19 protein-coding genes are annotated in these 24,495 nt (G+C 34.8%); 2 read left to right on the forward strand and 17 right to left on the reverse strand.

What is annotated here, in order from left to right:
* Positions 1 to 53 precede the first annotated feature (53 nt).
* The 12 genes from queG to EAH81_RS13100 all read right to left on the reverse strand — a co-directional run bounded on the left by queG (position 54) and on the right by EAH81_RS13100 (position 15,856).
* Positions 54 to 980 carry a tRNA epoxyqueuosine(34) reductase QueG gene (gene queG, locus EAH81_RS13045; RefSeq protein ID WP_140507713.1) on the reverse strand — a complete coding sequence of 309 codons (927 nt, stop codon included), beginning with the start codon at positions 978 to 980 and terminating at the stop codon, positions 54 to 56.
* Positions 977 to 2,323, reverse strand: coding sequence for a cytochrome P450 (locus tag EAH81_RS13050; protein ID WP_140507715.1), 1,347 nt, complete (start codon positions 2,321 to 2,323; stop codon positions 977 to 979). Before EAH81_RS13050 ends, queG begins: the two co-directional genes overlap by 4 nt.
* A gap of 62 nt (positions 2,324 to 2,385) precedes the next feature.
* Positions 2,386 to 3,201: an alpha/beta hydrolase gene (locus EAH81_RS13055; protein ID WP_140507717.1), complete on the reverse strand. Its 816-nt coding sequence runs from the start codon at positions 3,199 to 3,201 to the stop codon at positions 2,386 to 2,388.
* A 9-nt stretch (positions 3,202 to 3,210) separates the two neighbouring features.
* The gene (gene ruvB, locus EAH81_RS13060; protein ID WP_140507719.1) at positions 3,211 to 4,233 is read right to left on the reverse strand and encodes a Holliday junction branch migration DNA helicase RuvB; all 1,023 of its coding nucleotides are present in this window, start codon (positions 4,231 to 4,233) and stop codon (positions 3,211 to 3,213) included.
* Positions 4,234 to 4,462: 229 nt separating this feature from the next.
* A complete protein-coding gene (locus EAH81_RS13065) occupies positions 4,463 to 6,265 on the reverse strand; it encodes a cbb3-type cytochrome c oxidase subunit I (protein WP_140507721.1) in 1,803 nt (600 codons plus the stop codon).
* 31 nt (positions 6,266 to 6,296) lie between these two features.
* Complete coding sequence (locus tag EAH81_RS13070) at positions 6,297 to 7,487, reverse strand: cytochrome c oxidase subunit II (protein ID WP_140507723.1); 1,191 nt, start codon at positions 7,485 to 7,487, stop codon at positions 6,297 to 6,299.
* Between the two features lie 19 nt (positions 7,488 to 7,506).
* Positions 7,507 to 8,901 carry a quinol:cytochrome C oxidoreductase gene (locus tag EAH81_RS13075; RefSeq protein ID WP_140507726.1) on the reverse strand — a complete coding sequence of 465 codons (1,395 nt, stop codon included), beginning with the start codon at positions 8,899 to 8,901 and terminating at the stop codon, positions 7,507 to 7,509.
* A gap of 27 nt (positions 8,902 to 8,928) precedes the next feature.
* Positions 8,929 to 9,474, reverse strand: a complete 546-nt coding sequence (locus EAH81_RS13080) for a c-type cytochrome (RefSeq protein WP_140507728.1) — start codon at positions 9,472 to 9,474, stop codon at positions 8,929 to 8,931.
* A gap of 8 nt (positions 9,475 to 9,482) precedes the next feature.
* Positions 9,483 to 10,007, reverse strand: coding sequence for a DUF3341 domain-containing protein (locus EAH81_RS13085; RefSeq protein WP_140507731.1), 525 nt, complete (start codon positions 10,005 to 10,007; stop codon positions 9,483 to 9,485).
* Positions 10,000 to 11,400, reverse strand: a complete 1,401-nt coding sequence (gene nrfD / locus EAH81_RS13090; protein ID WP_140507733.1) for an NrfD/PsrC family molybdoenzyme membrane anchor subunit — start codon at positions 11,398 to 11,400, stop codon at positions 10,000 to 10,002. Before nrfD ends, EAH81_RS13085 begins: the two co-directional genes overlap by 8 nt.
* Positions 11,401 to 11,435: 35 nt before the next feature.
* Entirely contained in the window at positions 11,436 to 14,492 is a 3,057-nt protein-coding gene (locus tag EAH81_RS13095; protein ID WP_140507735.1) for a TAT-variant-translocated molybdopterin oxidoreductase, read from the reverse strand.
* A 32-nt stretch (positions 14,493 to 14,524) separates the two neighbouring features.
* On the reverse strand, positions 14,525 to 15,856 hold the full coding sequence (locus tag EAH81_RS13100) for a c-type cytochrome (protein ID WP_140507738.1): 1,332 nt from the start codon (positions 15,854 to 15,856) through the stop codon (positions 14,525 to 14,527).
* Between the two features lie 219 nt (positions 15,857 to 16,075).
* Here EAH81_RS13100 and EAH81_RS13105 point away from each other — a divergent pair, with 219 nt between their 5' ends.
* Positions 16,076 to 16,465, forward strand: coding sequence for an SPOR domain-containing protein (locus EAH81_RS13105; RefSeq protein WP_140508221.1), 390 nt, complete (start codon positions 16,076 to 16,078; stop codon positions 16,463 to 16,465).
* 108 nt (positions 16,466 to 16,573) lie between these two features.
* Here EAH81_RS13105 and EAH81_RS13110 read toward each other — a convergent pair whose 3' ends face one another.
* Positions 16,574 to 17,782 (reverse strand): MFS transporter, encoded by a 1,209-nt coding sequence (locus tag EAH81_RS13110; protein ID WP_140507740.1) that lies wholly within the window; start codon positions 17,780 to 17,782, stop codon positions 16,574 to 16,576.
* Positions 17,783 to 17,882: 100 nt separating this feature from the next.
* Here EAH81_RS13110 and EAH81_RS13115 point away from each other — a divergent pair, with 100 nt between their 5' ends.
* A complete protein-coding gene (locus tag EAH81_RS13115; protein WP_140507742.1) occupies positions 17,883 to 18,683 on the forward strand; it encodes an AraC family transcriptional regulator in 801 nt (266 codons plus the stop codon).
* Here the strand turns inward: EAH81_RS13115 and EAH81_RS13120 are convergent.
* The 4 genes from EAH81_RS13120 to rimP form a co-directional block, all read right to left on the reverse strand.
* Positions 18,680 to 19,471: an acid phosphatase gene (locus EAH81_RS13120; protein WP_140507744.1), complete on the reverse strand. Its 792-nt coding sequence runs from the start codon at positions 19,469 to 19,471 to the stop codon at positions 18,680 to 18,682. The genes EAH81_RS13115 and EAH81_RS13120 overlap by 4 nt on opposite strands.
* 251 nt (positions 19,472 to 19,722) lie before the next feature.
* On the reverse strand, positions 19,723 to 22,620 hold the full coding sequence (gene infB / locus EAH81_RS13125; protein WP_140507746.1) for a translation initiation factor IF-2: 2,898 nt from the start codon (positions 22,618 to 22,620) through the stop codon (positions 19,723 to 19,725).
* Positions 22,621 to 22,668: 48 nt separating this feature from the next.
* On the reverse strand, positions 22,669 to 23,916 hold the full coding sequence (nusA, locus tag EAH81_RS13130; RefSeq protein WP_133507374.1) for a transcription termination factor NusA: 1,248 nt from the start codon (positions 23,914 to 23,916) through the stop codon (positions 22,669 to 22,671).
* Between the two features lie 13 nt (positions 23,917 to 23,929).
* Positions 23,930 to 24,394, reverse strand: a complete 465-nt coding sequence (gene rimP / locus EAH81_RS13135) for a ribosome assembly cofactor RimP (RefSeq protein WP_194150822.1) — start codon at positions 24,392 to 24,394, stop codon at positions 23,930 to 23,932.
* Positions 24,395 to 24,495 lie beyond the last annotated feature (101 nt).

Consider the following 24,495-nt stretch of genomic DNA (forward strand, 5'->3'; position numbering starts at 1 on the left):
TTACATAAATAAAGACAAGAAAAAAGAAGTTTACAAATTAACTTTTTTTTAATTTATTCCAAAAAGGAAATATTGCGTTTTAAACCATCAAATTTGGTTCTTTTAACAGGAGAGTTTTTAAAAACTGCACGGAAAGTTTCTTCTGTGATTTCGATCCAATCTTTTTTAGAAAAAGAAAGTAATTCGGGATTTGGATTAAATAAAGGTTCTGAATGAGGTTTTGAGAACCGATTCCAAGGGCAAACGTCCTGACAAGTGTCACAGCCAAACATCCACTCGTCAAATTTTCCTTTCATGTCATAAGGAATATTTTCCTTAAGCTCTATGGTGTAATAAGAGATACATTTGCTTCCATCAACCACATATGGAGCCACAATTGCCTGAGTTGGGCAGGCATCTATACAAGCGGTACAAGACCCGCAATGATCTGTTGTAGCGTTATCATATTCTAGTTCCAGATCCAAAATAAGTTCCGCAATAAAGTAAAAAGAACCTACTTTTTGAGTCAATAAGTTGCCGCTTTTACCAATCCATCCTAAACCGCTTTTAGCTGCCCAAGCCCTGTCTAAAACAGGTGCAGAATCAACAAAAGCACGACCGGAAACATCACCGATATTTTCCTGAATGGAATGTAAAAATTCTTTTAGTTTTTCTTTGATTACAAAATGATAATCCTGACCATAAGCATATTTCGAAATCTTAAAACTTTCCTGACTTTGCGTTTCTTCCGGATAATAATTTAGCAATAGTGATACAACACTTTTGGCATCATCAACCAATAAAGTAGGATCTAAACGTTTATCAAAATAATTCTCCATATAGGCCATTTGACCGTGATGATTATTGTTTAGCCATTTTTCAAGACGCGGAGCTTCTTCTTCCAGAAATCCGGCTTTGGATATTCCACAAGAAAGAAAACCAAGCCGTTTTGCTTCAGATTTTATAAGTTTCGAATATGTCTCTTTTGCATTAATTGTCATCTCTTTGAAAATGAAACTTCTATACCAACTGGTTTTAATGTTATTAAAGGATTAAACGCAGCAGTGTCATTGTTGGATTTAATCACGTATTTTTTTACAATTTGAGAAATGGTCAAACACATTTCATAAATAGCAAATCCCGATCCAATGCACATTCTTGGACCTGCGCCAAAAGGATAAAAATATTGCATGGATTGCTTCTTTTGCTCTCCAAGAAATCGCTCTGGATCAAACACCTCTGGGTTATCCCAATATTTAGAATTTCGATGTAGTTCATAAAAAGAAACGCCTATTAAAGTTCCTTTTTTTATATGATAATCAACAAGTGTATCATCTTCTACATTCTGCCTATCTGTAATCCAAGCAGGAGGATACAAACGCATAGCTTCATTTAAAACGGCATTTGTATAAGACATTTTTTGAAGCTGTTCAACAATATCATTTGTTTGTAATTCAATTTCAGTAATCTCTTTAAATACTTTTTCTTGTATTTCCGGATTTCTTCCCAAAAGATGAAGCGTAAAAGTCAATGCATTGGCTGTTGTCTCATGTCCGGCAATAAACAGAACTTTTATTTCATCTATTAATTGTTTAACGGACATTCCTTCTCCCGTATCTTCATAACGGGTTTCCAAAAGCATATGAAGCAAATCATTCACTTCTTCTTTTGAAGCAACTCTATCCTCAATAATTTCTTTTATAATTCTATTATTTTCCTCAGCCAGTTCAAGATGTTGTTTAACCTGTCCGCTTACAGAAAACCACCACGCCTTATGCGGAAGCCGAATCTCCTTGATTAAAAAATTCTGAACTTCTTCAATAATAAATTTTATACGATTTAGTTTTTCATCAGAAATTGAAAGCTGAAATAATGATCTGGCTACAACATTAAATGCTAATTGGCTCATTACAGGAAAAAGATCAATTGATTTTTCTTCAACTAAACCATCTAACTCAGAAGCAATAGTCGCATTCATGTTCTCAACCAATTGATTCATTTTTTGCTTATGAAACGCGGGCTGAATAAGTCTTCTTTGTTTCAACCAAAAATCTCCATCAACCGTCAAAAGTCCTTTCCCTAAATATTTTGAAAGATAAACAGACTGAAATCTCGATTTATGATAATTCTTCTGGTTCTTCTGTAAAATATACTGTGCAATTTCGTTATCCCGTGATAAGATTATATGCTTGGAACGACCTATTTTAAGAGAAAAAGAGTCTCCAAATTTATCGAAATACCTTTTATGAAATGGAATCGGATTTTTACGTACTTTTTCAGCATCCAGAAAGAATCTCAATATTGAGAGCCTGCACGGGTAATTATATTTTCTGTTTTCAGACATTTTGATAGCATTAAACCATCCGCCCTGAACGTTGGTGTTTATTTTTTCTTAAATATTTAAACTTACTTATTATGCTCTGTAATCCAGTCCGTGATATCGTTTATATTCTGAACTTCAGTATCAGGAGAATTCATTCCTACATCATGTCCTTTACCATCTCTAATTATCAGTTTCGTCTCTACGCTTTTGCTTTTTAATTCCGCGTAAAGGTTTTGAGACTGGCTGACATTCACCAACGGATCTGCATCGCCGTGTATTAACAATGTTGGTGTATTCGAGATATTATTAAAAGGGCTTATTGCAACAAATGAAGGATTAGTTCCATTTGCATTAAATTTGGCTCCAGCCAATTTTTCAATAACATCCAAAAGCCCATTCTTTTTAAGAAATTCTAATATTTCAACAGAATCTAATCTTGAAGGTGCACAAAGTGCCGTTATAGACTTCATGTCTTTTTTGGTATACCCATATAATAATGCCAAATGCGCTCCCGCGCTAATTCCAACAATATGATATCCTGTTTTAGCATAACCGTATTTACCAGAAGCACTGGAAACATAAGCAACAGCAGCTTCTACATCTGCTAATAAATCCTTGGCAGAGATCTTATCACTAACATAACGATAATCAACATTGGCAACAATGAGTCCTCTATTGCAAAGGTCTTGAGCATGTTTGCTCGTATATTCAAGTCCCCCCATTGACCATGCTCCTCCATGAAGAAGTATAACAACAGATAAATTCTTTAAATCACCGTCAGGAATATACAAATCTAAAGTCTGTTGAGGATATTTTCCATAAGCAAGATGCGGAAAATTCTTGGTTTGACCGAAAGAACTTAGACAACTAAACAGTAAAAATAAAACAAAATGTTTCATAGAATATCTTTAAAATAATCCGCCTTGAATGTTGGTATTTATTTTTCCTAAATGTTTATACGCTTTATCAGTAACTTCTCTTCCTCTTGGAGTTCTCATGATAAACCCTTCCTGAATCAAAAATGGCTCATAAACTTCTTCAATAGTTTCGCTGCTTTCAGATACGGCTGTCGCCAAAGTTGAAAGCCCAACAGGTCCACCTTTGAATTTATTGATAATGGTCAACAAAATTTTATTATCCATCTCATCCAGTCCATGTGCATCCACATGAAGTGCTTTTAATGCATATCGAGCAATTTCCAAGTCGATAGTTCCGTTTCCTTTTATTTGCGCAAAATCACGTACTCGTCGCAACAATGCATTAGCAATACGAGGTGTCCCACGGCTACGACCGGCTATTTCGATAGCGGCATCCAATGAAATTGGCATTTTAAGTATAGAAGAACTTCTTTCGACAATAGTGGTCAAAAGTTCCGTTGTATAATATTGTAGTCGTGAAGAGATTCCGAAACGTGCACGCATTGGCGCCGTTAATAAACCGGAACGCGTTGTTGCCCCAATTAAAGTAAAAGGATTTAAATTGATTTGTACTGTTCTGGCATTTGGTCCGGACTCAATCATAATATCAATTTTAAAATCTTCCATCGCCGAATATAAATACTCTTCGACAATTGGACTCAAACGATGAATCTCATCAATAAACAAAACATCTCTTTCGTCAAGATTGGTCAATAAACCAGCCAAATCTCCAGGTTTGTCTAAAACAGGACCAGAAGTAATTTTGATTCCAACTTCAAGTTCGTTAGCCAAAATATTAGCCAATGTAGTTTTTCCTAATCCGGGAGGTCCATGAAAAAGTGTATGATCAAGAGCTTCACCGCGTTGATTGGCAGCAGCAACAAAAACTTTTAAGTTCTCTAAAACTTGATCTTGTCCCGCAAAATCATCAAATGACAGCGGACGTAATTTTTTTTCAAGATCTAATTCTTCTGGGTTGTACCCATTTGTAGTGGGATCTAGGTTCTCATTCATTTTACAAAGATAGACAAAGTAATCAGTTTGTAAAATACTTAAATTCCAAATAAAATCCCGAAGCTTCGCGAGCAAATTCCAATATTTCTAATCCCAAATAGAAAAATTCCAAATTCCAATAAATACGAAACATTCATGGAATTTGGAATTTAAAATATTGGAATTTCTTAATTAGGTTTTATCCTAAAACAAAAAAGACCATCTTTGAGATGGTCTTTTTAAAATATTTTTAGTGGTGTAAAACTTCTTCACCTTCTTTCATCGGTACATTTTGCGGTACAAAATCTACATCGTGATTTGGGTTACTATAGTCATACGGCCAACGGTATACGTGAGGAATTTCACCTGGCCAGTTACCGTGAATATGTTCTACCGGAGTTGTCCATTCTAATGTTGTAGATCTCCATGGATTTTGAATCGCTTTCTTACCGTAGAAAATACTACTAAAGAAGTTGTACAAGAATACCAATTGGAAAGCTCCTCCTACAAGAGCAAATGTTGTAATTAAAACATTCACATTTTGTAAATCATCAAATAATGGAAAGTTTGTGTTTGTATAATAACGTCTTGGTAAACCAGCTAATCCAATAAAGTGCATTGGAAAGAATACTCCATAAGCACAAACCGCTGTTACCCAAAAGTGAATATAACCTAAGTTTTTGTTTAACATTCTTCCGTACATTTTAGGGAACCAGTGGTAGATACCAGCGAACATTCCGTAAAGTGCAGAGATACCCATTACTAAGTGAAAGTGAGCAATTACGAAGTAAGTATCGTGAACGTTAATATCTAAAGTACTATCTCCTAAGATGATTCCCGTTAAACCTCCAGTGATGAAAGTAGAAACCATTCCGATAGAGAATAACATTGCAGGGTTAAATTGTAGGTTACCTTTCCATAAAGTTGTAATCCAGTTGAACGCTTTTACAGCAGATGGAATTGCAATCAATAAAGTGGTAAAGGTAAATACAGATCCTAAGAAAGGATTCATACCTGAAATAAACATGTGGTGACCCCAAACAATTGTCGATAAAAATGCAATTGCAAGAACTGACATAATCATCGCTCTGTATCCAAAGATTGGTTTACGAGAATTCGTAGCCATAATTTCAGAAACAAGACCCATCGCTGGTAAGATTACAATATAAACCTCAGGGTGTCCTAAGAACCAGAATAAGTGTTCGAACAATACTGGAGAACCACCTTGGTAATGTAAAACCTCTCCTGCAATATAGATATCAGATAAGAAGAATGAAGTACCAAAACTTCTATCAAAAATCAATAATAAAGCAGCAGATAACAATACAGGGAATGAAATAACACCAATGATAGCTGTTACGAAAAATGTCCAGATTGTAAGAGGAAGTCTAGTCATAGACATTCCTTTAGTTCTTAAGTTAATAACAGTTACGATGTAATTTAAAGATCCCATTAAAGAAGATGCGATAAAGATAGCCATTGAAACTAACCATAAAGTCATACCTGTTCCAGAACCTGGAATCGCTTGTGGTAAAGCACTTAATGGCGGGTAAATTGTCCAACCTGCAGAAGCTGGTCCAGCTTCAACGAACAATGAACTTAACATGATTACAGCAGATAAGAAAAACAACCAGTATGAAATCATATTCATAAAACCAGAAGCCATATCTCTTGCTCCAATTTGAAGCGGAATAAGTAAGTTACTAAACGTTCCACTTAAACCGGCTGTCAGTACAAAGAATACCATGATGGTACCGTGAATTGTTACTAAAGCCAAATAAATATCATTTGCCATTACACCATCAGGCGCAAATTTATCTCCTAATAAAACATTAAAGATCTTGAAAGACTCTTCTGGCCATGCTAATTGCATTCTGAAAAGCAAGGACATTGCAATACCAATAACTCCCATAATAATACCGGTAAGTAAGTATTGCTTAGCAATCATTTTGTGATCAATACTAAAGATATATTTAGTAATGAACGTGTCTTTATGATGATGTTCGTGCTCGTGATCGTGTCCGTGATCGTGATCGTGCGCTTCTGCTGACATATATGTGTACTTTAAATTTTCTTAATAAATATTATTTCATAGTAACTTTAGCTACAACTGCTTTTACGGTATCAATAACCGCTTTTACAGTATCTTTAGCAGTACTATCTGTAGTAGCTTTTGCTCCTTCTGCTTCAGCTGGTTTTTTAGCAGCTTCAGCCGCTTTAATATCCTGAGCTAAAGTAGTTTTTTCGCTTAACCATTTTTTATAATCTTCCGGAGTATCAACAACCACTTTCATTTGCATGTTGTAGTGAGAAGCTCCACAAATTTTATTACATAATAATAAATAATCAAATGTATAAGGATCTAAAGCTGTACCACCTTTTGCAACTAACTCAATGCTTTTTTCAGCTCTAAGTTTGTTGATGTTTGCAACTTTCTCAATCATAAAAGGTAAATCTCTATATTCAGAAGTTGTATAAGTTGGAATAAAAGCAAATTCCGTAACCATTCCGGGAACACAGTTCATCTGCGCTCTAAAGTGAGGCATATAAGCTGAGTGTAATACGTCTTGAGAACGCATTTTGAAATGTATCTTTTTACCTTTTGGAATATGTAATTCAGAAACTACAATATCATCCTGAGCATTAGGATCTGACATGTCAACTCCTAAAGTATTGATACCTTCAATTAAACGTACGTTAGCTTTTCCTAAGACATTGTCTTGTCCGGCATATCTTGCAGTCCATTTAAATTGTTGAGCATATAATTCAATTTCAATTACATCTTCATCTTTATCAATAAACATAATGTTGTTCCAAGCATATAATCCATAAAGAATCAAACAAGCTAAAACTACAGATGGAATAATACTCCAAAGCGCTTCTAATTTATTGCTATCAGCAAAAAATAACGCTTTTCTATCTTTATGTCCTCTATTTTTAAAAGAAAACCAGTATAATAATCCTTGTGTAATAAATTGAACTACAAAAATCAAAACCCAAGTAATATTCATCAAACTATCTACTAAAATTCCATGCTCAGAAGCAGGAGTATGAAGTGCTAAATTACCCCATTTTAGTAAACCGTAAATCGTAAATATGTAGATGAAAGCTAAAAAGCCAAACATCACATATCCCTGAATATTATTATCATTATCTGATGCAACTTGAGAATCGTCCGAAGAAGATCCCACTTGAGTAAGATCAAATATCTTGGTCAATTGCCATAATGCAACTGCTAATAAAACTAAAACTACAATTACCAACAAACTTGTCATCTGTTTATTTCTTTAAATATTAATAATGAAAATGTTTACTTTCTTCAATGAAAGGATTTCTTTTTGCTAACAGAGGAGCTTTAGTTAATGCAGTAAATACTACAAAAATAAACAATCCTAAGAAGAAAAGAATAGATGCAATTTCAGGAACTCCAATAAACCATTTATCTCCAACTGTACCAGGCATAATCATATTAAAGAAATCTACATAGTGACCTAGTAAGATAACAACACCAGCCATCACAATAACCCAGCTAAGACGTTTAAAGTCTGTATTGATTAATATTAATAATGGGAATACGAAGTTCATAACTACAGCACCAAAAAATGGTAAGTTATATAATTGAATTCTTGTTATGAAATAAGTTACTTCTTCCGGAATATTAGCATACCAAATCAACATGAATTGTGAGAACCATAAATAAGTCCAGAAAACACTGATACCAAACATAAATTTAGCTAAATCGTGAATGTGGCTTGTATTTACATACTCTAAATATCCTTTTGATTTTAAATACACAGTAACTAATGCGATTGCAGTAATACCACTTACAAAGAAAGAAGCAAATACATACCATCCAAATAAAGTACTGAACCAGTGTGGGTCGATTGACATAATCCAATCCCAAGACATAATAGATTCAGATACAATAAAGAATACTAAGAAACCAGCAGTTAACTTAAAGTTCTTTTTGTAATATAGATCATCATTGGCATCATCTTGAGCTAAACAGTTTTTTCTTGAATAGTAACGGTATAAATTCCATCCTATTAAAAAGAAAGCAGCTCTAACAATCCAGAAAGGAAAGTTTAAGTAACCTGCTTTACCAGCAATCATTTTATCGTAGTTTGCACTATTTGGATCCGTTACTCCCTCACCTAACCACACAAATATATGATTAAAGTGTAATCCACAAAGAATTAAAATAATAAAGAAAATAATAGAACCAACGGGCAAATAAGCTGTGATTCCCTGCATTACTCTAAATAAAACCGGAGACCAACCTGCTTGAGCAACTTGTTGAATGGCATAAAATGCTAAAGTTCCCATAGAAAGCAGCAAGAAGAAAATACAAGCAACATATAAAGCAGACCAAGGCTTATTTTGCAATTGGTGCAATACATGAGTTAAATGTTCTTTATGCTCATCAACAGCATTAACTTTTGCGTGTTCACCACCATTGTGAGATTCATCTGAGGCTTCAGAAGCTTCGTGATGTCCAGCTTCTTGATGTGAAGTTTCTGCTGTAGCTTCATGTGCAGCACCATGAGATCCATGTGCATCTGCAGCTAGAATTTTCTCAACTTCTTGAATATCTTTAGGAGCAGTTAAAAAACCATATCCAATTCCTAATATACCAAGGGCCATTAGGATGATAGAAAAAGTTTTTAATTTACTTGAAAATGTATACATATCTATTACGATCAGTTTGTTCAACAATTATAATTGGCTTTTTAGTTTTAGAACATAGTCAGCAACTAACCAACGTTCGTGGGCACTTAATTGATTTGCATGTGAACCCATTGCATTTAAACCATAAGTCTCAACATGAAAGATACTTCCTTCTGTGATTTCTCTGTCTTTATAGCTAGGTACTCCAAGAAATTTTTCTCTTTCAACCAATTTACCTTTACCGTTTCCAGCTGCACCATGACAACTGATACAGTAAATTTCGAAAAGTTCTTTTCCTTTTCCGGAATTTCTTTCGATAGAATCCAAAGGTGATTTTAAATTAGCTTTAGCCAATTCATAACCAGCAGTTGAATTTTCATATTCATAAGGCTCAAAACCTCTATTGATAGTTCCTGCCACAGGAAGCTGTCCTTCTTTTCCTCCTTTAAATATTTTTGCTTCTGAATAGGTTTCATAACCTACAGACTCATACATATTAGGGAAATACTGATAGTTTGGTGCCGAATTATTGTGGCAAGATGAAACTAAAATAGTTATACCAACTAAAAGTGTTATTTTATATATCCTTTTCATAGCTACAATTAATTCTTTTCAATTACTTTAACTTCAACAGCTCCTGTACTTTCGAAAAAAGAAACTAGTTCTGCTTCGTTATCATTTACAGCAACTTCCATTAAAAAATGGTCATCTGTTGTTCTTACATCAGGATTTTCAGCTTCTTTGAATGGCCATAATCTACTTCTCATATAAAAAGTAATAACCATTAAGTGAGCAGCAAAAAATACTGTCATTTCAAACATAATCGGCACAAATGCAGGCATATTCTGAATGAAACTGAAACTTGGTTTTCCACCAATATCTTGTGGCCAATCATGAATCATGATATAACTCATCATGGTAGTTGCAACAGAAATACCAACACATCCATATAAAAATGCACAAATTGCTAATCTTGTTGGCGCTAAACCCATAGCTTTATCCAATCCGTGAACTGGGAATGGAGTAAAAACTTCTTCAATATGATGATGAGCAGCTCTGGTTTTCTTTACTGCATCCATCAAAATATCATCGTCATTATAAATGGCGTATATTACTTTATTACTCATGATGTGAATCTTTATTTGCTCTTTCTCTAATGTAATTATCTCCTGTTCCTTTCAAAATTGTTTTAACCTCTGCCTGAGCAATTACAGGGAATGTTCTAGAGTATAATAAAAACAATACGAAGAAGAAACCAATTGTTCCAATGAAAATTCCAATATCAACAAATGTTGGTGAGAACATTGTCCAAGAAGATGGAAGGTAATCTCTATGTAAAGAAGTAACAATAATTACGAATCTTTCGAACCACATTCCGATGTTTACAACAATCGAAATAATAAATGAGAACAGGATACTTGTTCTTAATTTCTTGAACCACATAAATTGTGGAGAGAAAACGTTACAAGTCATCATTGACCAATACGCCCACCAGTAAGGTCCGGTAGCTCTGTTTAAGAAAGCATATTGTTCGTATTCTACTCCTGAATACCAAGCTACAAATAACTCAGTAATATAAGCTACACCAACAATAGAACCTGTAATCATGATTACAATGTTCATTAATTCGATATGCTGTACTGTAATGTAAGCTTCAAGATTAGAAACTTTTCTCATAACGATCAACAATGTGTTTACCATCGCAAATCCTGAGAATACCGCTCCAGCAACGAAGTATGGAGGGAAAATTGTTGTATGCCATCCCGGAATTACAGAAGTAGCAAAGTCCATCGATACAATCGTGTGTACAGAAAGTACAAGAGGAGTAGCTAAACCAGCTAATACTAATGATACTTCTTCAAAACGTTGCCAATCTTTGGCTCTACCGCTCCATCCAAAACTTAGGATAGAATAAACTCTTTTTGTAAAAGGAGTTACCGCTCTATCACGCAGCATTGCAAAGTCAGGCAATAAACCAGTCCACCAGAAAACTAATGATACCGAAAGATACGTTGAAATTGCGAACACATCCCAAAGCAATGGTGAGTTAAAGTTTACCCATAAAGATCCAAATTGATTTGGAATAGGTAAAACCCAGTATGCTAACCATGGACGTCCCATGTGAATAATTGGAAATAAACCTGCTTGAACTACTGAAAAGATAGTCATAGCTTCTGCAGAACGGTTAATAGCCATTCTCCAACGTTGACGGAAAAGTAATAATACCGCAGAAATTAATGTTCCGGCGTGACCAATACCAACCCACCAAACGAAGTTCGTGATATCCCAAGCCCAACCAACTGTTTTATTTAATCCCCATGTTCCGATACCGGTAGATACGGTGTAAATTATACAACCTAACCCCCAAAGGAAGGCTATTAATGCGATTGAAAATACAATCCACCATTGTTTGTTTGCAGGCCCCTCAACAGGTGCAGCTACATCTACAGTTACATCGTGATAAGATTTATCACCTATAACTAAAGGTTTTCTAATGGGTGCTTCGTAGTGAGACGACATAATCCTTTATATGTTTCTTAATTAATAATTTATTTCTAAGTATTTCTAACTTTAACATGGTAAACCACATTAGGTTTTGTTCCTACATGCTCTAATAAGTGATATGATCTTTCATCAGCAGCTAATTTAGCAACTTTACTTTCAGTATCATTAACATCACCAAATATCATTGCTCCAGAAGAACAAGCGTTAGAACAAGCTGTTTGAAATTCGCCATCAGCAACTGGGCGACCTTCGTTTTTAGCTTTTAATTTAGTAGCTTGTGTCATTTGAATACACATTGAACATTTTTCCATAACCCCACGAGAACGAACATTTACGTCTGGATTTAATACCATACGTCCTAAATCGTCATTCATGTGGTAATCGAATTCACTGTTTTTGTTATACAAGAACCAGTTAAAACGACGCACTTTATATGGACAGTTGTTTGCACAGTAACGAGTTCCAACACATCTGTTGTAAGCCATGTGGTTTTGACCTTCACGACCATGAGATGTTGCAGCAACTGGACAAACTGTCTCACATGGTGCGTGATTACAGTGTTGACACATTACTGGTTGGAAAGAAACTTGTGGGTTATCTCCGGGTTTTTCCATTTCATTAAATGTAGATAATGAACTAGACAAACCAGCAATATTTTCTTTTCTTTCGTTATCACCTGCAAAAGTGCTTTCAGAAGAATAGTATCTGTCAATACGCAACCAGTGCATATCACGACTTCTTCTCACTTCTGCCTTACCTACAACAGGAACATTGTTCTCTGCATGACAAGCAATAACACAAGCACCACATCCAGTACAAGCATTTAAATCAATTGAAAGGTTAAAGTGATGTCCTGTAGAACGATCAAACGATTCCCATAAATCAACTGTTGTAGCTTTTACTTCTTCGTGATCTAAAGACACCATTGGTTGTTCGTTCCAAAATTCAGCATCTCTAGTATTGAAAATTTCAAGAGTAGTTTCTTTAATAATATCTCCTCTACCCATTAATGTTTTTTGTCCCTGAACACAAGCAAACTCATGTACTCCATTTGCTTTCGCAAAAGAAACAGACTGAACACTATTGAAATTTTTATAAAAAGCGTAAGCATTTAAGCCTACAACCATTTCTTCTTTCAAAGCAGCTTTACGACCATAACCAACAGCTAAACCTAGTGTCCCAATCGCTTGTCCTGGCTGAACAATTACCGGTACATTTTCTAGTTTCACTCCATCAGCAGTAGTAATTGTAGCATAACTTCCGTTTAAACCTCCGTTAGCAACAATTTCATTTGTCAGGCCTAATTTTTTAGCATCTGCATTCGAAACAGTAACATAGTTATCCCAAGATACTCTTGTGATTGGATCCGGAAATTCCTGCAACCAAGGGTTGTTTGCCTGTTGTCCGTCACCCAAACCTGTTTTAGTATATAATACTAATTCAAATTCACCAGCAGCAGCTTTTGATTTTGAAACCGCATTTGCAGCAGCAGCATAATCAACAGAACCACCAGATAATACTGTAGAACCAAGTACAAAAATACCATCATGTAAAACTTTATTCCAAGAAGAACCTGCAATAATCCCTGCTGAACTAGCTTTAAGATAATCGTAGAAACTTCCGGCAACACCATTTAATGATAATAAAACGTCTTGAAATTGTTTTGTATTGAATATAGGACGAATAGTCGGTTGAGTTAAACTATAAGTTCCTTTTGTAATCATAACATCTCCCCAAGCTTCTAAGTAATGAGGCACTGGAGCAGCAATTGTAGTAACTGAAGCTGTTTCATCTTCTTTTAAAGAGAAAGCAACTGAAGTTTTTACTTTTTTCAATCCAGATACAAAAGAAGCTGAATCAGCTAATGTGTAAACCGGATTAATACCACTCATGATTAAAGTATGAACACTACCAGCATTCATATCTTTTATTAATTGTGATACAATCGCATTAGATCCTTTTCTAATTTGTCTTGTACCAGCCGTATTAAAAGCTTCACTAGCCAATACCTGATTGATAGCTAAAACTAATAACTGAGCATTTTTATCATCAATTCCAGATACTAAAACTCCTTTTGAACCAGCAGCTTTTAACTGTTGAGCAGCTTTAGTAACTTCTGTTTTAAATTTGGCATCTAAAGAAACCGGAACAGAAGCACCTGCAATAATATTATAAACTAAAACTAACGCTTGTTTTTGATCTGATGGTGTCATTGGAACACGCTTATCAGCAGCAGCTCCAGACAATGTCATATTTGATTCAAACTGAAAGTGACGAGACATTTTTCCGTTTTGAGGAATACGTCCCTGAGCATATCCAGCATCGTATCCGCCACCTTGCCAATCTCCTAAGAAATCAGCTCCAACAGAAACAATTAAAGAAGCTTTTGAAAAATCGTAATCAACAAGAGCTCTTTCTCCGTAAACGGTCTCAAATGCATCTAATGCATCAGAAGAAGAAACAGCGTCGTAAACAACGTGTTTTGCATTTGGATTTTTAGCAATAAACTCCCCTATTAATTTCTCAGTAGATGGACTTGCTAAAGTATTTGTCAACAATACCACTTGCCCGCCTTTTGCTTTTGCATCAGCAAGACTTGACTTTAGTTTCAAATCTACAGCAGACCAGCTACTATTTTTTCCATCCAATTTAGGCTCTTTCAAACGCATGCTATCATATAATGATAAGATAGACGCATGAATTCTAGCATTGGCTGAAAACTTAGCTCCAGAAATAGTATTGTTATCAATTTTAATTGGACGACCTTCACGAGTTTTCACTAATAAGTTAGCAAAATCAAAACCATCAAAAACAGTAGTTGCGTAATAATCCGCAACACCAGGAATGATTTGTTCCGGTTGTAACACATATGGGATAGACTTGTGAACAGGACCTTCGCAAGCAGCAAGTGTAACCGCTGCAGTACTAAATCCTACGTACTTTAAAAAGTCACGACGTGAAGTTCCAGATTGAGCTAAAGCATCTGCATTTCCTAAGAATTCTTCTGTAGGAATTTCTTCAACAAATTCGTTATTTCTAAGCGCCTCAACAATAGAACTATTTTCTAGTTCCTCAACACTTTTCCAGTATTTTTTGTTTGATGACATTGTATATAAATATTAAAATCTTAATAATTCGATTAATAGTGGCATTTACCGCATTCTAAACCTCCCATTTGCGCTGCAGTCAATTTGTCTACACCGTATTTTTTAGAAAGTTCAGCATGAATTTTATCATAATATGCATTTCCTTCCATCTTAACATCAGTTTTTCTATGGCAATCAATACACCATCCCATTGTTAATTTAGAATATTGCTTCATGATTTCAAATTCTTGCACTGGACCGTGACAAGTTTGACATTCAACCCCAGCAACAGTAACGTGTTGAGAGTGGTTGAAGTAAACAAAATCAGGAAGATTATGAATACGAACCCATTTCACAGGCTGCGTTTTTCCGGTATAAGCTTGTTTTGCTTTATCCCATCCAACTGCCGTATATAATTTTTGAATCTCACCGTCATAATAAGCCTTACTGTACTCAGGAGTACCAGTAGATTCAGCAACTTCAGAAATGTTTTTATGACAGTTCATACAAACATTCAAAGAAGGAATACCTGCATTTTTACTCACACGAGCAGCTGAGTGACAATATTTACAATTGATCTCGTTATCTCCTGCGTGAATTTTATGAGAGTAGTGAATTGGCTGAATTGGCTCATAATTTTGATCCACACCTACTTGCATTAAGAAAGCATAAACAAAATAACCACTTGCCAAAAGCAAGAATATAGAAGAAACTAAAACCAAGAATTGGTTTTTAGCAAAAGCTTTCCAGATTGGAGTTCTAGCTTCTCTGGGAGCAACTACAATACCATTATTACTAGCAACTTTAGTCAACACTTTGTTTACCATAAACAACATGACAACTAAAATACCCATAACAAGAGCAAGAGCACCTAAAATGATAGTATTAGAAATTCCGCCGCCTTCAACTTTTTCCCCAGGAGGAACAGTTCCAGGACCAGCAGTAGCAGCAACAGGCTTTTCTTGAGAAGTATAAGCGATAATATTATCAATATCACCTGTCGACAATTGAGGAAAAGCAGTCATTACTGACTTATTGTTTTCTTCAAAAAGTTTTACTGCAACAGCATCACCGGACTTAATAACTTCAGAGCTATTATGAACCCATTTGTAGATCCAAGCCATTTCGTGCCTGCCAGCAACTCCTCTTAAAGCAGGACCTGTTGACTTAGCATCTAATTTGTGACATGCAGCGCAATTTGCATTAAAAAGTTCTTTCCCTTTTACTGGATCACCACCTGAAGTTGCAGCCGGAGCGGCAGCAGCAGGCGCCGCCGGAGCAGCAGCAGCATCTTGAGCAAATGAAGTTAGGGAGAAAATCAGCGTTAGCGATAAGCTAAGCAGTAATTTTCTGGAGATCGAATTATGGTTACCCACCTTTTTCATATAGTATAATAATTATCTACTAATTTTTGGTATGATTTTTTCTGTAGTAAATCAACAAAAAACTAATACCTTCTTTTAAAACTTGCACAAAAATACGACTTATGAACTATTCTCAAAACCTTAAAATACTCTTAAATATCAATTTATACTAATTCTAAATAATATTAAAATTTTCCATACAAACTTTAAATACTACTTTTGCATAAAAATCATCACATTATGAGAATTTTAACCTACTCAAAAAGAGTTTTCTTAACACTAACAATGTTCACTTTAGCATATAACATTCATGCTCAAGACCAAAATTTAACACTAAATCAAGACCCTAAATTTGAGCAATTACTCAACGACAAACGCAAAATTAACACGTCAATAAACACAAACGACACTTACAAAATTCAAATCTTCAGCGGAAAAAGTGAGGAAGCAAAAAAAGCACTAGCTGATTTTAAAAGAGAAAACAGCGATATTGACGGTACAATAATTTTCAATACCCCTAACTACAAAGTACTCGTTGGAAATTTTAAAACCAGAATAGAAGCAGAAAGAAATTTAGCCGAAATCAAAAAAAGATACAAAAGTGTATTTTTGATTAAACCAAGCAAATAGAATTTTCCCAAAAAATGACTTAAAACAAAAAAAGCATCAGCCACGAGACTGATGCTTTTTTTTTATCAAAATTAAAAAATTGTATTAGCTATTAAAATCCAAATAAAGCTACCTTTTTTCACTCTCTATATTAGGTAAAAATCCAGTTATAACTCCAATTAAAGGCAAAAAAGCACAAACTTTAAACACATAAGCTATACTGGTTAAATCTGCAAGCTTACCTAAAATAGCTGATCCCAATCCTCCCATTCCAAAAGCAAACCCAAAAAATAATCCAGCTACTAAACCAACTTTACCTGGTAATAATTCTGTGGCGTAAACTAAAATAGCTGAAAATGCTGATGAAATTATTAATCCTATTATTACGGATAAAATACCAACCCAAAATAATGAAACATATGGCAACAAAAGAGTAAAAGGCGCAACTCCCAAAATAGAAATCCATATCACATATTTTCTTCCAAATTTATCTCCCAATGCCCCTCCTAATAATGTACCTGCAGCAACTGCACCCAAAAAAGCAAATAAGTAAATTTGAGATTCCTGAATCGAAACATTAAACTTGTCGATTAGGAAAAAAGTATAATAACTCGTAATACTTGCTAAATAAAAATACTTTGAAAAAATTAAAACTAATAAGATTATCAACGAAAACACCACTCTTTTTTTTGACAACTGATGAGTAAAAATTTCATATGGCATTTCTTTATTTTGTCGTTTTAGCTCTAAATGAGCACTATACCAAATTGCTATTTTATATAAAACAAAAATACCAATCAAAGCAATAAGACAAAACCAAATTATATAGAATTGCCCATAAGGAACCACAATTATAGCAGCTAATAATGGTCCTACAGCGCTACCGGCATTTCCACCAAGTTGAAAAATAGATTGTGCCAATCCCCTTTTTCCGCCCGAAGCTAAATGCGCTACTCTTGATGATTCCGGATGAAAAATAGAAGAACCAATCCCGATCAAACTGACCGCGATCAATAAATAAGTAAAACTGGAAGCTATCGAAACAAAAAACAACCCTAACAATGTAAAACCCATTCCTACAATTAATGAATACGGTTTAGATTTTTTATCTGTATACATACCAACAAACGGCTGTAAAATAGAAGCTGTAAGTTGATACGTAAACGTAATCATACCGATTTGAGCAAAACTTAAATCGAATTTTTCTTTGAACAATGGATAAACAGAAGGTATTACTGCTTGCAATAAATCATTTATAAAATGAGAAAAACTAATTATAAAAAGTATGGAATAGATCGTTTTTTGAACCGTTTCGGGTTGTGTTCTAACATTTGTCATATGGTATTGTTTTAATTTAAAATACTAATAAAATCTTAAGTATTTACTTTTTTACAAAGATGCCATTAATTTTTAGTGTCAGAATTACTACATTTGGACAATGAATAACGATAATCAGACAAATCTAATTGTTGACCTTGGATATCAAGTAAATCCATCTCTGCCTGTTGTGGGATATACCGAAACAATCACAGATGCAGTTTGCTCTTTGCACTCACATCCGCGGGCCCAACTTCTTTATGCAACGAGCGGCGTTATGAATGTTGTTGTAGAAAATCAAATTTGGGTTGTGAATCCACTACAGGGGCTATGGATTCCAGGCGATATTGAACATCAGGTATCTTTTCAGAAGGATGTAAACCTGCATAGTGTTTTTATCGATCCATCATACACTAATAATCTTCCGACTACTAGTTTTTCTTTTGACATTTCGATATTTCTAAAACAGTTAATGTTTAAAATTATTTCTTTTGAGGATCATCAAAATATAACTGACATACAGAAAAGAATCATGGATGTATTTCTGGATGAATTAAGTCTGATACATCCAAGCTCTACTTTCTTACCTACAAGCAATCACATAAAACTTAAAAGCATTATTAATCTCTTAACTAATGATGTTGCCAATAAAGAAACCGTAGAGTATTTCGCTGATTTATCCTGTATGAGCAGCAGAACTTTATCAAGACTTTTTATTAAAGAATTGGGAATGAGTTTTAGCGATTGGAGGATTAGATTAAAACTATTGGAGGCTATCAAAAGATTAGGAGAAAAACAATCCATAAAACAAATAGCCTTTGATTTAGGATACGAAACAACCAGTGCATTTATTTTTATGTTCAAAAAGAATTTGGGTAAGACTCCTTCGAATTATATTTTGGAAAACAAAACAAAGTACTAGTTGTTGTTTTCCCGGTTATCAGCTTCACTTAAAATCTTAAGCACTTCCTGCTTGGCTATTGCCAAATCTTCCTGAAAAACTAAATTATCACGAAGACGATCTACAGTAGCTCTACCCATCACCCTTCCCTTTTCTACGTCACTATGCCAATGTGCATTACAAACAATACGACTTTCACCAAAATCATATCCGCGTCTTAAGATCATGCGCTCGTTATAAGGGAAAATTTCGGTAAAAACCAATGCCCAAGCCCAACCAACAGCAGCATGCCCCGACGGAAAAGAACCAACTTTACGCAACACCTCTTCTTGCTCCGGAGTACAAGTTTTTGTTTTCGTAACTACAAATGGCCGCTCACGATTATAATAATTCTTAGCGGCATAAGTAGACAATCCTGCATCCGTCATTACTCTGCGCATTAATAAATAAAGTTTAGGTGTTTTTGTTTCACTAATCTCAATCCCTAAAGTAGACTCAAAAGATTTAACTGCTGCCGGAAACGATAAATCTGCATCAGTGGCAGCTTGTATAAAACGAATCTTATCTTTAGACTTTATAACTTTTTCAGCATATTCTAAATCAAATTCAAAAGCTTTTGATGTGTGCTCCGGAGGTGGTTCTAACAACATCAAACTATTTGGCATTTCCTCTTCCTTCAAATAACCCTGTAACAAATCGGGCATTATTTCTCTAAGCTGCTCAACATTTGTAAATGTCCGTAAAGTACTTTTTGACTTGAATCCTTTATTTACAAGTGCGTTAATAATATGAAATATTTTCAACCTCATAAAAAAACTTTGTTAGCAAAATTTAATTAAAATAAAAACACTACAAAGAAATCAATAACAGCATTATAAAACATAATAAATATCTTATGTTTTTGTTTCAAATTATAAATTGAAACACATGGACGACAAAAATCACGTTATTCTCTTAAAAAAATTAGTCGACAAATAAATTTCTTTTACAAAATTCGAAACATATTAAACAAAAAAAATCCCGATTTCTCGGGATTTTATATTTGAAAAATATTTCAATTTTATTTCAATTTTTTCTTGATAGCAACTTCATGGTACGCCTCAATAACATCTCTTTCTTCAATGTCGTTGTAACCTTTAATTTGAATACCACAATCGTAACCTTTAGAAACTTCTTTCACATCATCTTTGAAACGTTTCAAGGCAACAAGTTCTCCTGTATGCACTACTACTCCATCTCTAATAACTCTGATCTTAGAACTTCTCATGATTTTACCATCCATAACCATACATCCTGCAATAGAACCTACTTTAGAAATTTTGAAAATCTCACGGATTTCAGCAGTTCCTAAAATTTCTTCTTTCATCTCAGGAGCTAACATTCCTTCCATCGCATCTTTCAAGTCATCGATAGCTGCGTAGATAATAGAATAGTAACGGATATCGATTTCTTCTTTATCTGCAAGTTGTCTCGCATTTCCAGCAGGACGAACGTTAAATCCGATAATGATTGCATCAGAAGCAGAAGCCAACATAACGTCAGTTTCAGTAATTGCTCCAACACCTTTATGGATAATATTAATCTGAATTTCTTCTGTAGAAAGTTTAGAGAACGAATCTGATAATGCTTCAACAGATCCATCAACGTCTCCTTTAAGGATTACGTTCAATTCTTTAAACTGACCAAGTGCAATACGACGACCAATTTCGTCAAGTGTAATATGACGTTGTGTACGTACAGATTGCTCACGCATTAATTGAGAACGTTTTGATGCAATTTGTTTTGCTTCTTTTTCATCTTCAAATACATTGAACTTATCACCTGCAGTTGCCGCACCATCAAGACCTAAAACGGATACCGGAGTAGAAGGACCTGCTTCAAGAACAATATGCCCTCTTTCATCATGCATCGCTTTAATCTTACCATGATGTTTACCAGCCAACATGTAATCTCCAATTTTCAAAGTTCCGTGTTGCACTAAAATTGTAGAAACATATCCTTTTCCTTTATCTAAGAAAGCCTCAACTACAGTTCCCTGAGCCGCTTTATTTGGATTCGATTTTAAATCTAAAATCTCAGCCTCTAATAATACTTTTTCTAATAATTCTTTTACTCCTGTTCCAACTTTTGCAGAAATATCATGTGACTGAATTTTTCCACCCCAATCTTCAACAAGTAAATTCATACCAGCCAAACGCTCTTTGATTTTCTCAACATTCGCATTTGGTTTATCAATTTTATTGATTGCAAATATAATTGGTACTCCCGCAGCTTGTGCATGAGAAATTGCTTCTTTTGTTTGTGGCATGATATCATCATCCGCCGCAACTACAATAATAGCAATATCGGTAACTTGAGCTCCACGTGCACGCATCGCGGTAAACGCCTCGTGACCCGGTGTATCTAAAAATGCAATTTTTTGACCATTATCTAAAGTTACTCCATATGCTCCAATGTGCTGTGTAATACCTCCAGACTCACCAGCGATAACATTTTCTTTACGGATGTAATCCAGTAAAGATGTTTTACCGTGATCGACGTGACCCATTACAGTAACAATTGGTGCTCTAACTACTAAGTCTTCTTCTCTATCTGCAACAACCTCGATTGCCTCTTCGATATCAACTGTAATAAACTCAACTTCATAACCAAATTCATCAGCTACGATAGTTAATGTTTCAGCATCCAAACGTTGGTTCATGGTTACCATGATACCAAGTGACATACACGTTCCAATTACTTTAGTAATCGGCACATCCATCATGATGGCAATTTCACCTACAGTAACAAACTCAGTAACTTTAATAGTTTTACTTCCTTCGTCGATAGCTCTTTGCTCTTCATCAGATTTTTGACGGTGTGTATCTCTTTTATCTCTTCTGTATTTAGCAGCTTTTGATTTTCCACCTTTACCCTGAAGTTTTTCAAGAGTTTCTCTAATTTGGTTTTTTACTTCCTCTTCAGTAGGCTCTACTTTTGCTACAATAGCAGGACGGTTTCCTTTTACAAAACCTGGTCTTGCACTTCTGTTAGCATTAAAACCTCCACCACCGGTATTTGGTGTAATTTTGTTCGGGTTTGGAGTTCCCGGCGCATGACTTGAAGCAGGTTTTGGTGCTCCTGGCGCTCCTGGTTTAGGGGCAATTCTTTTACGCTTATTTTTATTGGCGTTATTGTTATTTGCACCTGGAGCTCCCGGTTTATTAGGGGTTATCTTTGGATCTTCTTTTTTCTTCTTAGGCTTATTAAATTGAGATAAATCAATTGTTTGACCTGTAAGAGTAGTTCCAGATAATTTTTGATATTGAGTAGTGATTGTTTCCTCAGCTGTTGCAGGATCTGTTGAAACAACAGGTTCTTGCGCCACTTTCGGAGCTGTTTCAGCTTTCACTTCTTTTACTTCTTTTTTCTCGGTAATAATAGGTTTTTCTACCTTTTTCTCTTCAGAAACTACAGGAACCACTGCTGGCTCTGGCTGTACAATTTCTTTTTGAACAGGTTTTTCTGGTTGAGTTGGAGCAACAACTACTTTTGGCTCTTCAACCTTAGCTGGTTCTTCAGCAGCAGGAGTAGAAACAGCAGCAGGTTTCTTCGGATTTAAATCAATTTTACCAACCTGAACAGGGCCAGTTACAACAGCTCTCGCTTTTATAACTTCTTGTTGTTTTTGGCGTTCCTCGTCTTGTCTGCGTTTGTCTTCAATTTCTTTTTCGCGTTCTACACGCAAAGCTTCTTTTTCTTTTCTTTTCTCTTCACCCACTTCTTTAGAAGCTTCTTTGTTCCCCTTATCGCCCGCAAATTGGCTTTGTAGGATATTAAATTCGCTATCAGAAATTTTCGCATTTGGATTTGCATCAATAGCAATTCCCTTATCTTTTAGATAATCAACAGCTCTTTCTAACGAAATATTTAATTCCCTTAAAACCTTGTTTATTCTTATTACTCTCTCTTCAGACATATAACCTTTTTATTATTACCTTTTTCGTTGTGTTGTTAGAGCAGATAACTAGCTATCAAACTCTTCTTTTAGTATTTTCATAACATCAAGAATTGTTTCCTCTTCTAAATCTGTTCTTCTTACTAAATCTTCTACTTCTTGCTTTAAGATACTTCTAGCTGTATCTAAACCAATTTTTGCAAATTCTTCGATAACCCAGCCTTCGATTTCATCTGAAAACTCAGTTAATTCAACGTCATCATCTTCACCAGTAGCAACATCACCTTCTCTGATAACATCCAGTTCATAACCTGTTAACTGACCTGCTAATTTAATATTGTGACCTCCTCTTCCAATTGCTTTAGATACTTCTTCTAATTTCAAGAATACTTCAGCTCTTTTGTTTTCTTCGTCAATTTTGATTGAAGAAACTTTTGCAGGGCTTAATGCTCTTGTAATAAACAATTGAATATTGCTTGTATAATTGATTACGTCGATATTTTCGTTTCCTAACTCACGAACAATTCCGTGAATACGAGATCCTTTCATACCAACACAAGCTCCAACAGGATCAATTCTATCATCATAAGAATCTACCGCTACTTTTGCTTTTTCACCAGGAATACGAACTACATTTTTAACTGTAATTAATCCGTCAAAAACTTCCGGAATTTCTTGCTCAAACAATTTCTCTAAAAACTTCTCAGAAGTTCTAGACATGATAATTTGAGGTTTGTTTCCTTTTAATTCAACGCTTTCAATGATTCCACGTACGTTATCTCCTTTACGGAAAAAGTCAGACGGAATTTGTTTTTCTTTCGGAAGTACAATCTCGTTTCCTTCGTCATCTACTAAAATAACAACTCTTGGACGAACGTGGTGCACTTCGGCAGTATAAATATCACCGATAATATCTTTAAATTGTTTGTAAAGATTTGTATTATCGTGTTCGTGAATTTTAGATATTAAGTTTTGGCGTAAAGCTAAAATAGCTCTTCGTCCTAAATCAATCAATTTAACTTCTTCAGAAACTTCTTCACCAATTTCAAAATCCGCTTCGATCATTCTTGCTTCAGTCAAAGTAATTTCTTCATTTTCAAAATCAAGATCTTCGTCAGCAACAATTACTCTTCTTCTCCATATCTCCATATCTCCTTTATCGGGATTTATAATAATATCGAAGTTATCATCAGAACCGTATTTTTTCTTCAATGCATTTCTAAACACGTCCTCTAAAATTGCCATAAGCGTTACACGATCAATAAGTTTATTATCTTTAAACTCTGAGAATGAATCGATTAATGCTAAATTTTCCATGCGAATTCTTTAATTAAAATGTTACTGTAACAATTGCCTCTTTAATTTCTGTATAAGGTATTTGTTGCTCTTTTTGAACTGTTTCTTTTCCTTTTCCTACTTTTTTCGGTTCTCTTGCTTTCCATGACAAAATTATAAAAACATCGTTAGCTTCCACTAATTCTGCCTCAATTTTTTCAGTTTTTGTAGTAACAATCAACATTCTACCAATATTTTTGATGTATTGTCTTGTCAATTTCAATGGCGATCCTACTCCAACCGATGCTACTTCAAGCGAAAAATCCTGTTCTTCACGATCCAGATTATTCTCGATTGCACGACTAACATCAATACAATCCTGCAGCGCCACTCCATTATCCCCGTCTAAGCCAACACTAATTTTAAAAGAGTCGGAAATAGCCAGATCAATCAAAAAGATTGATGGTTTTTCCAGAAGAGCTTCTGTAATTAATCCGTTTACTTTTTCTTTAAATGTCATAATTTTATAAAAAGAGGGGACACTTAGTCCCCTCATTATTTAGATTTTAATAAATAACGGTGCAAATATAGTGTTTTTTTTATAAATCAAAATAAATACAT

The organism is Flavobacterium pectinovorum (assembly GCF_006438875.1).
GTDB lineage: Bacteria > Bacteroidota > Bacteroidia > Flavobacteriales > Flavobacteriaceae > Flavobacterium > Flavobacterium pectinovorum_A.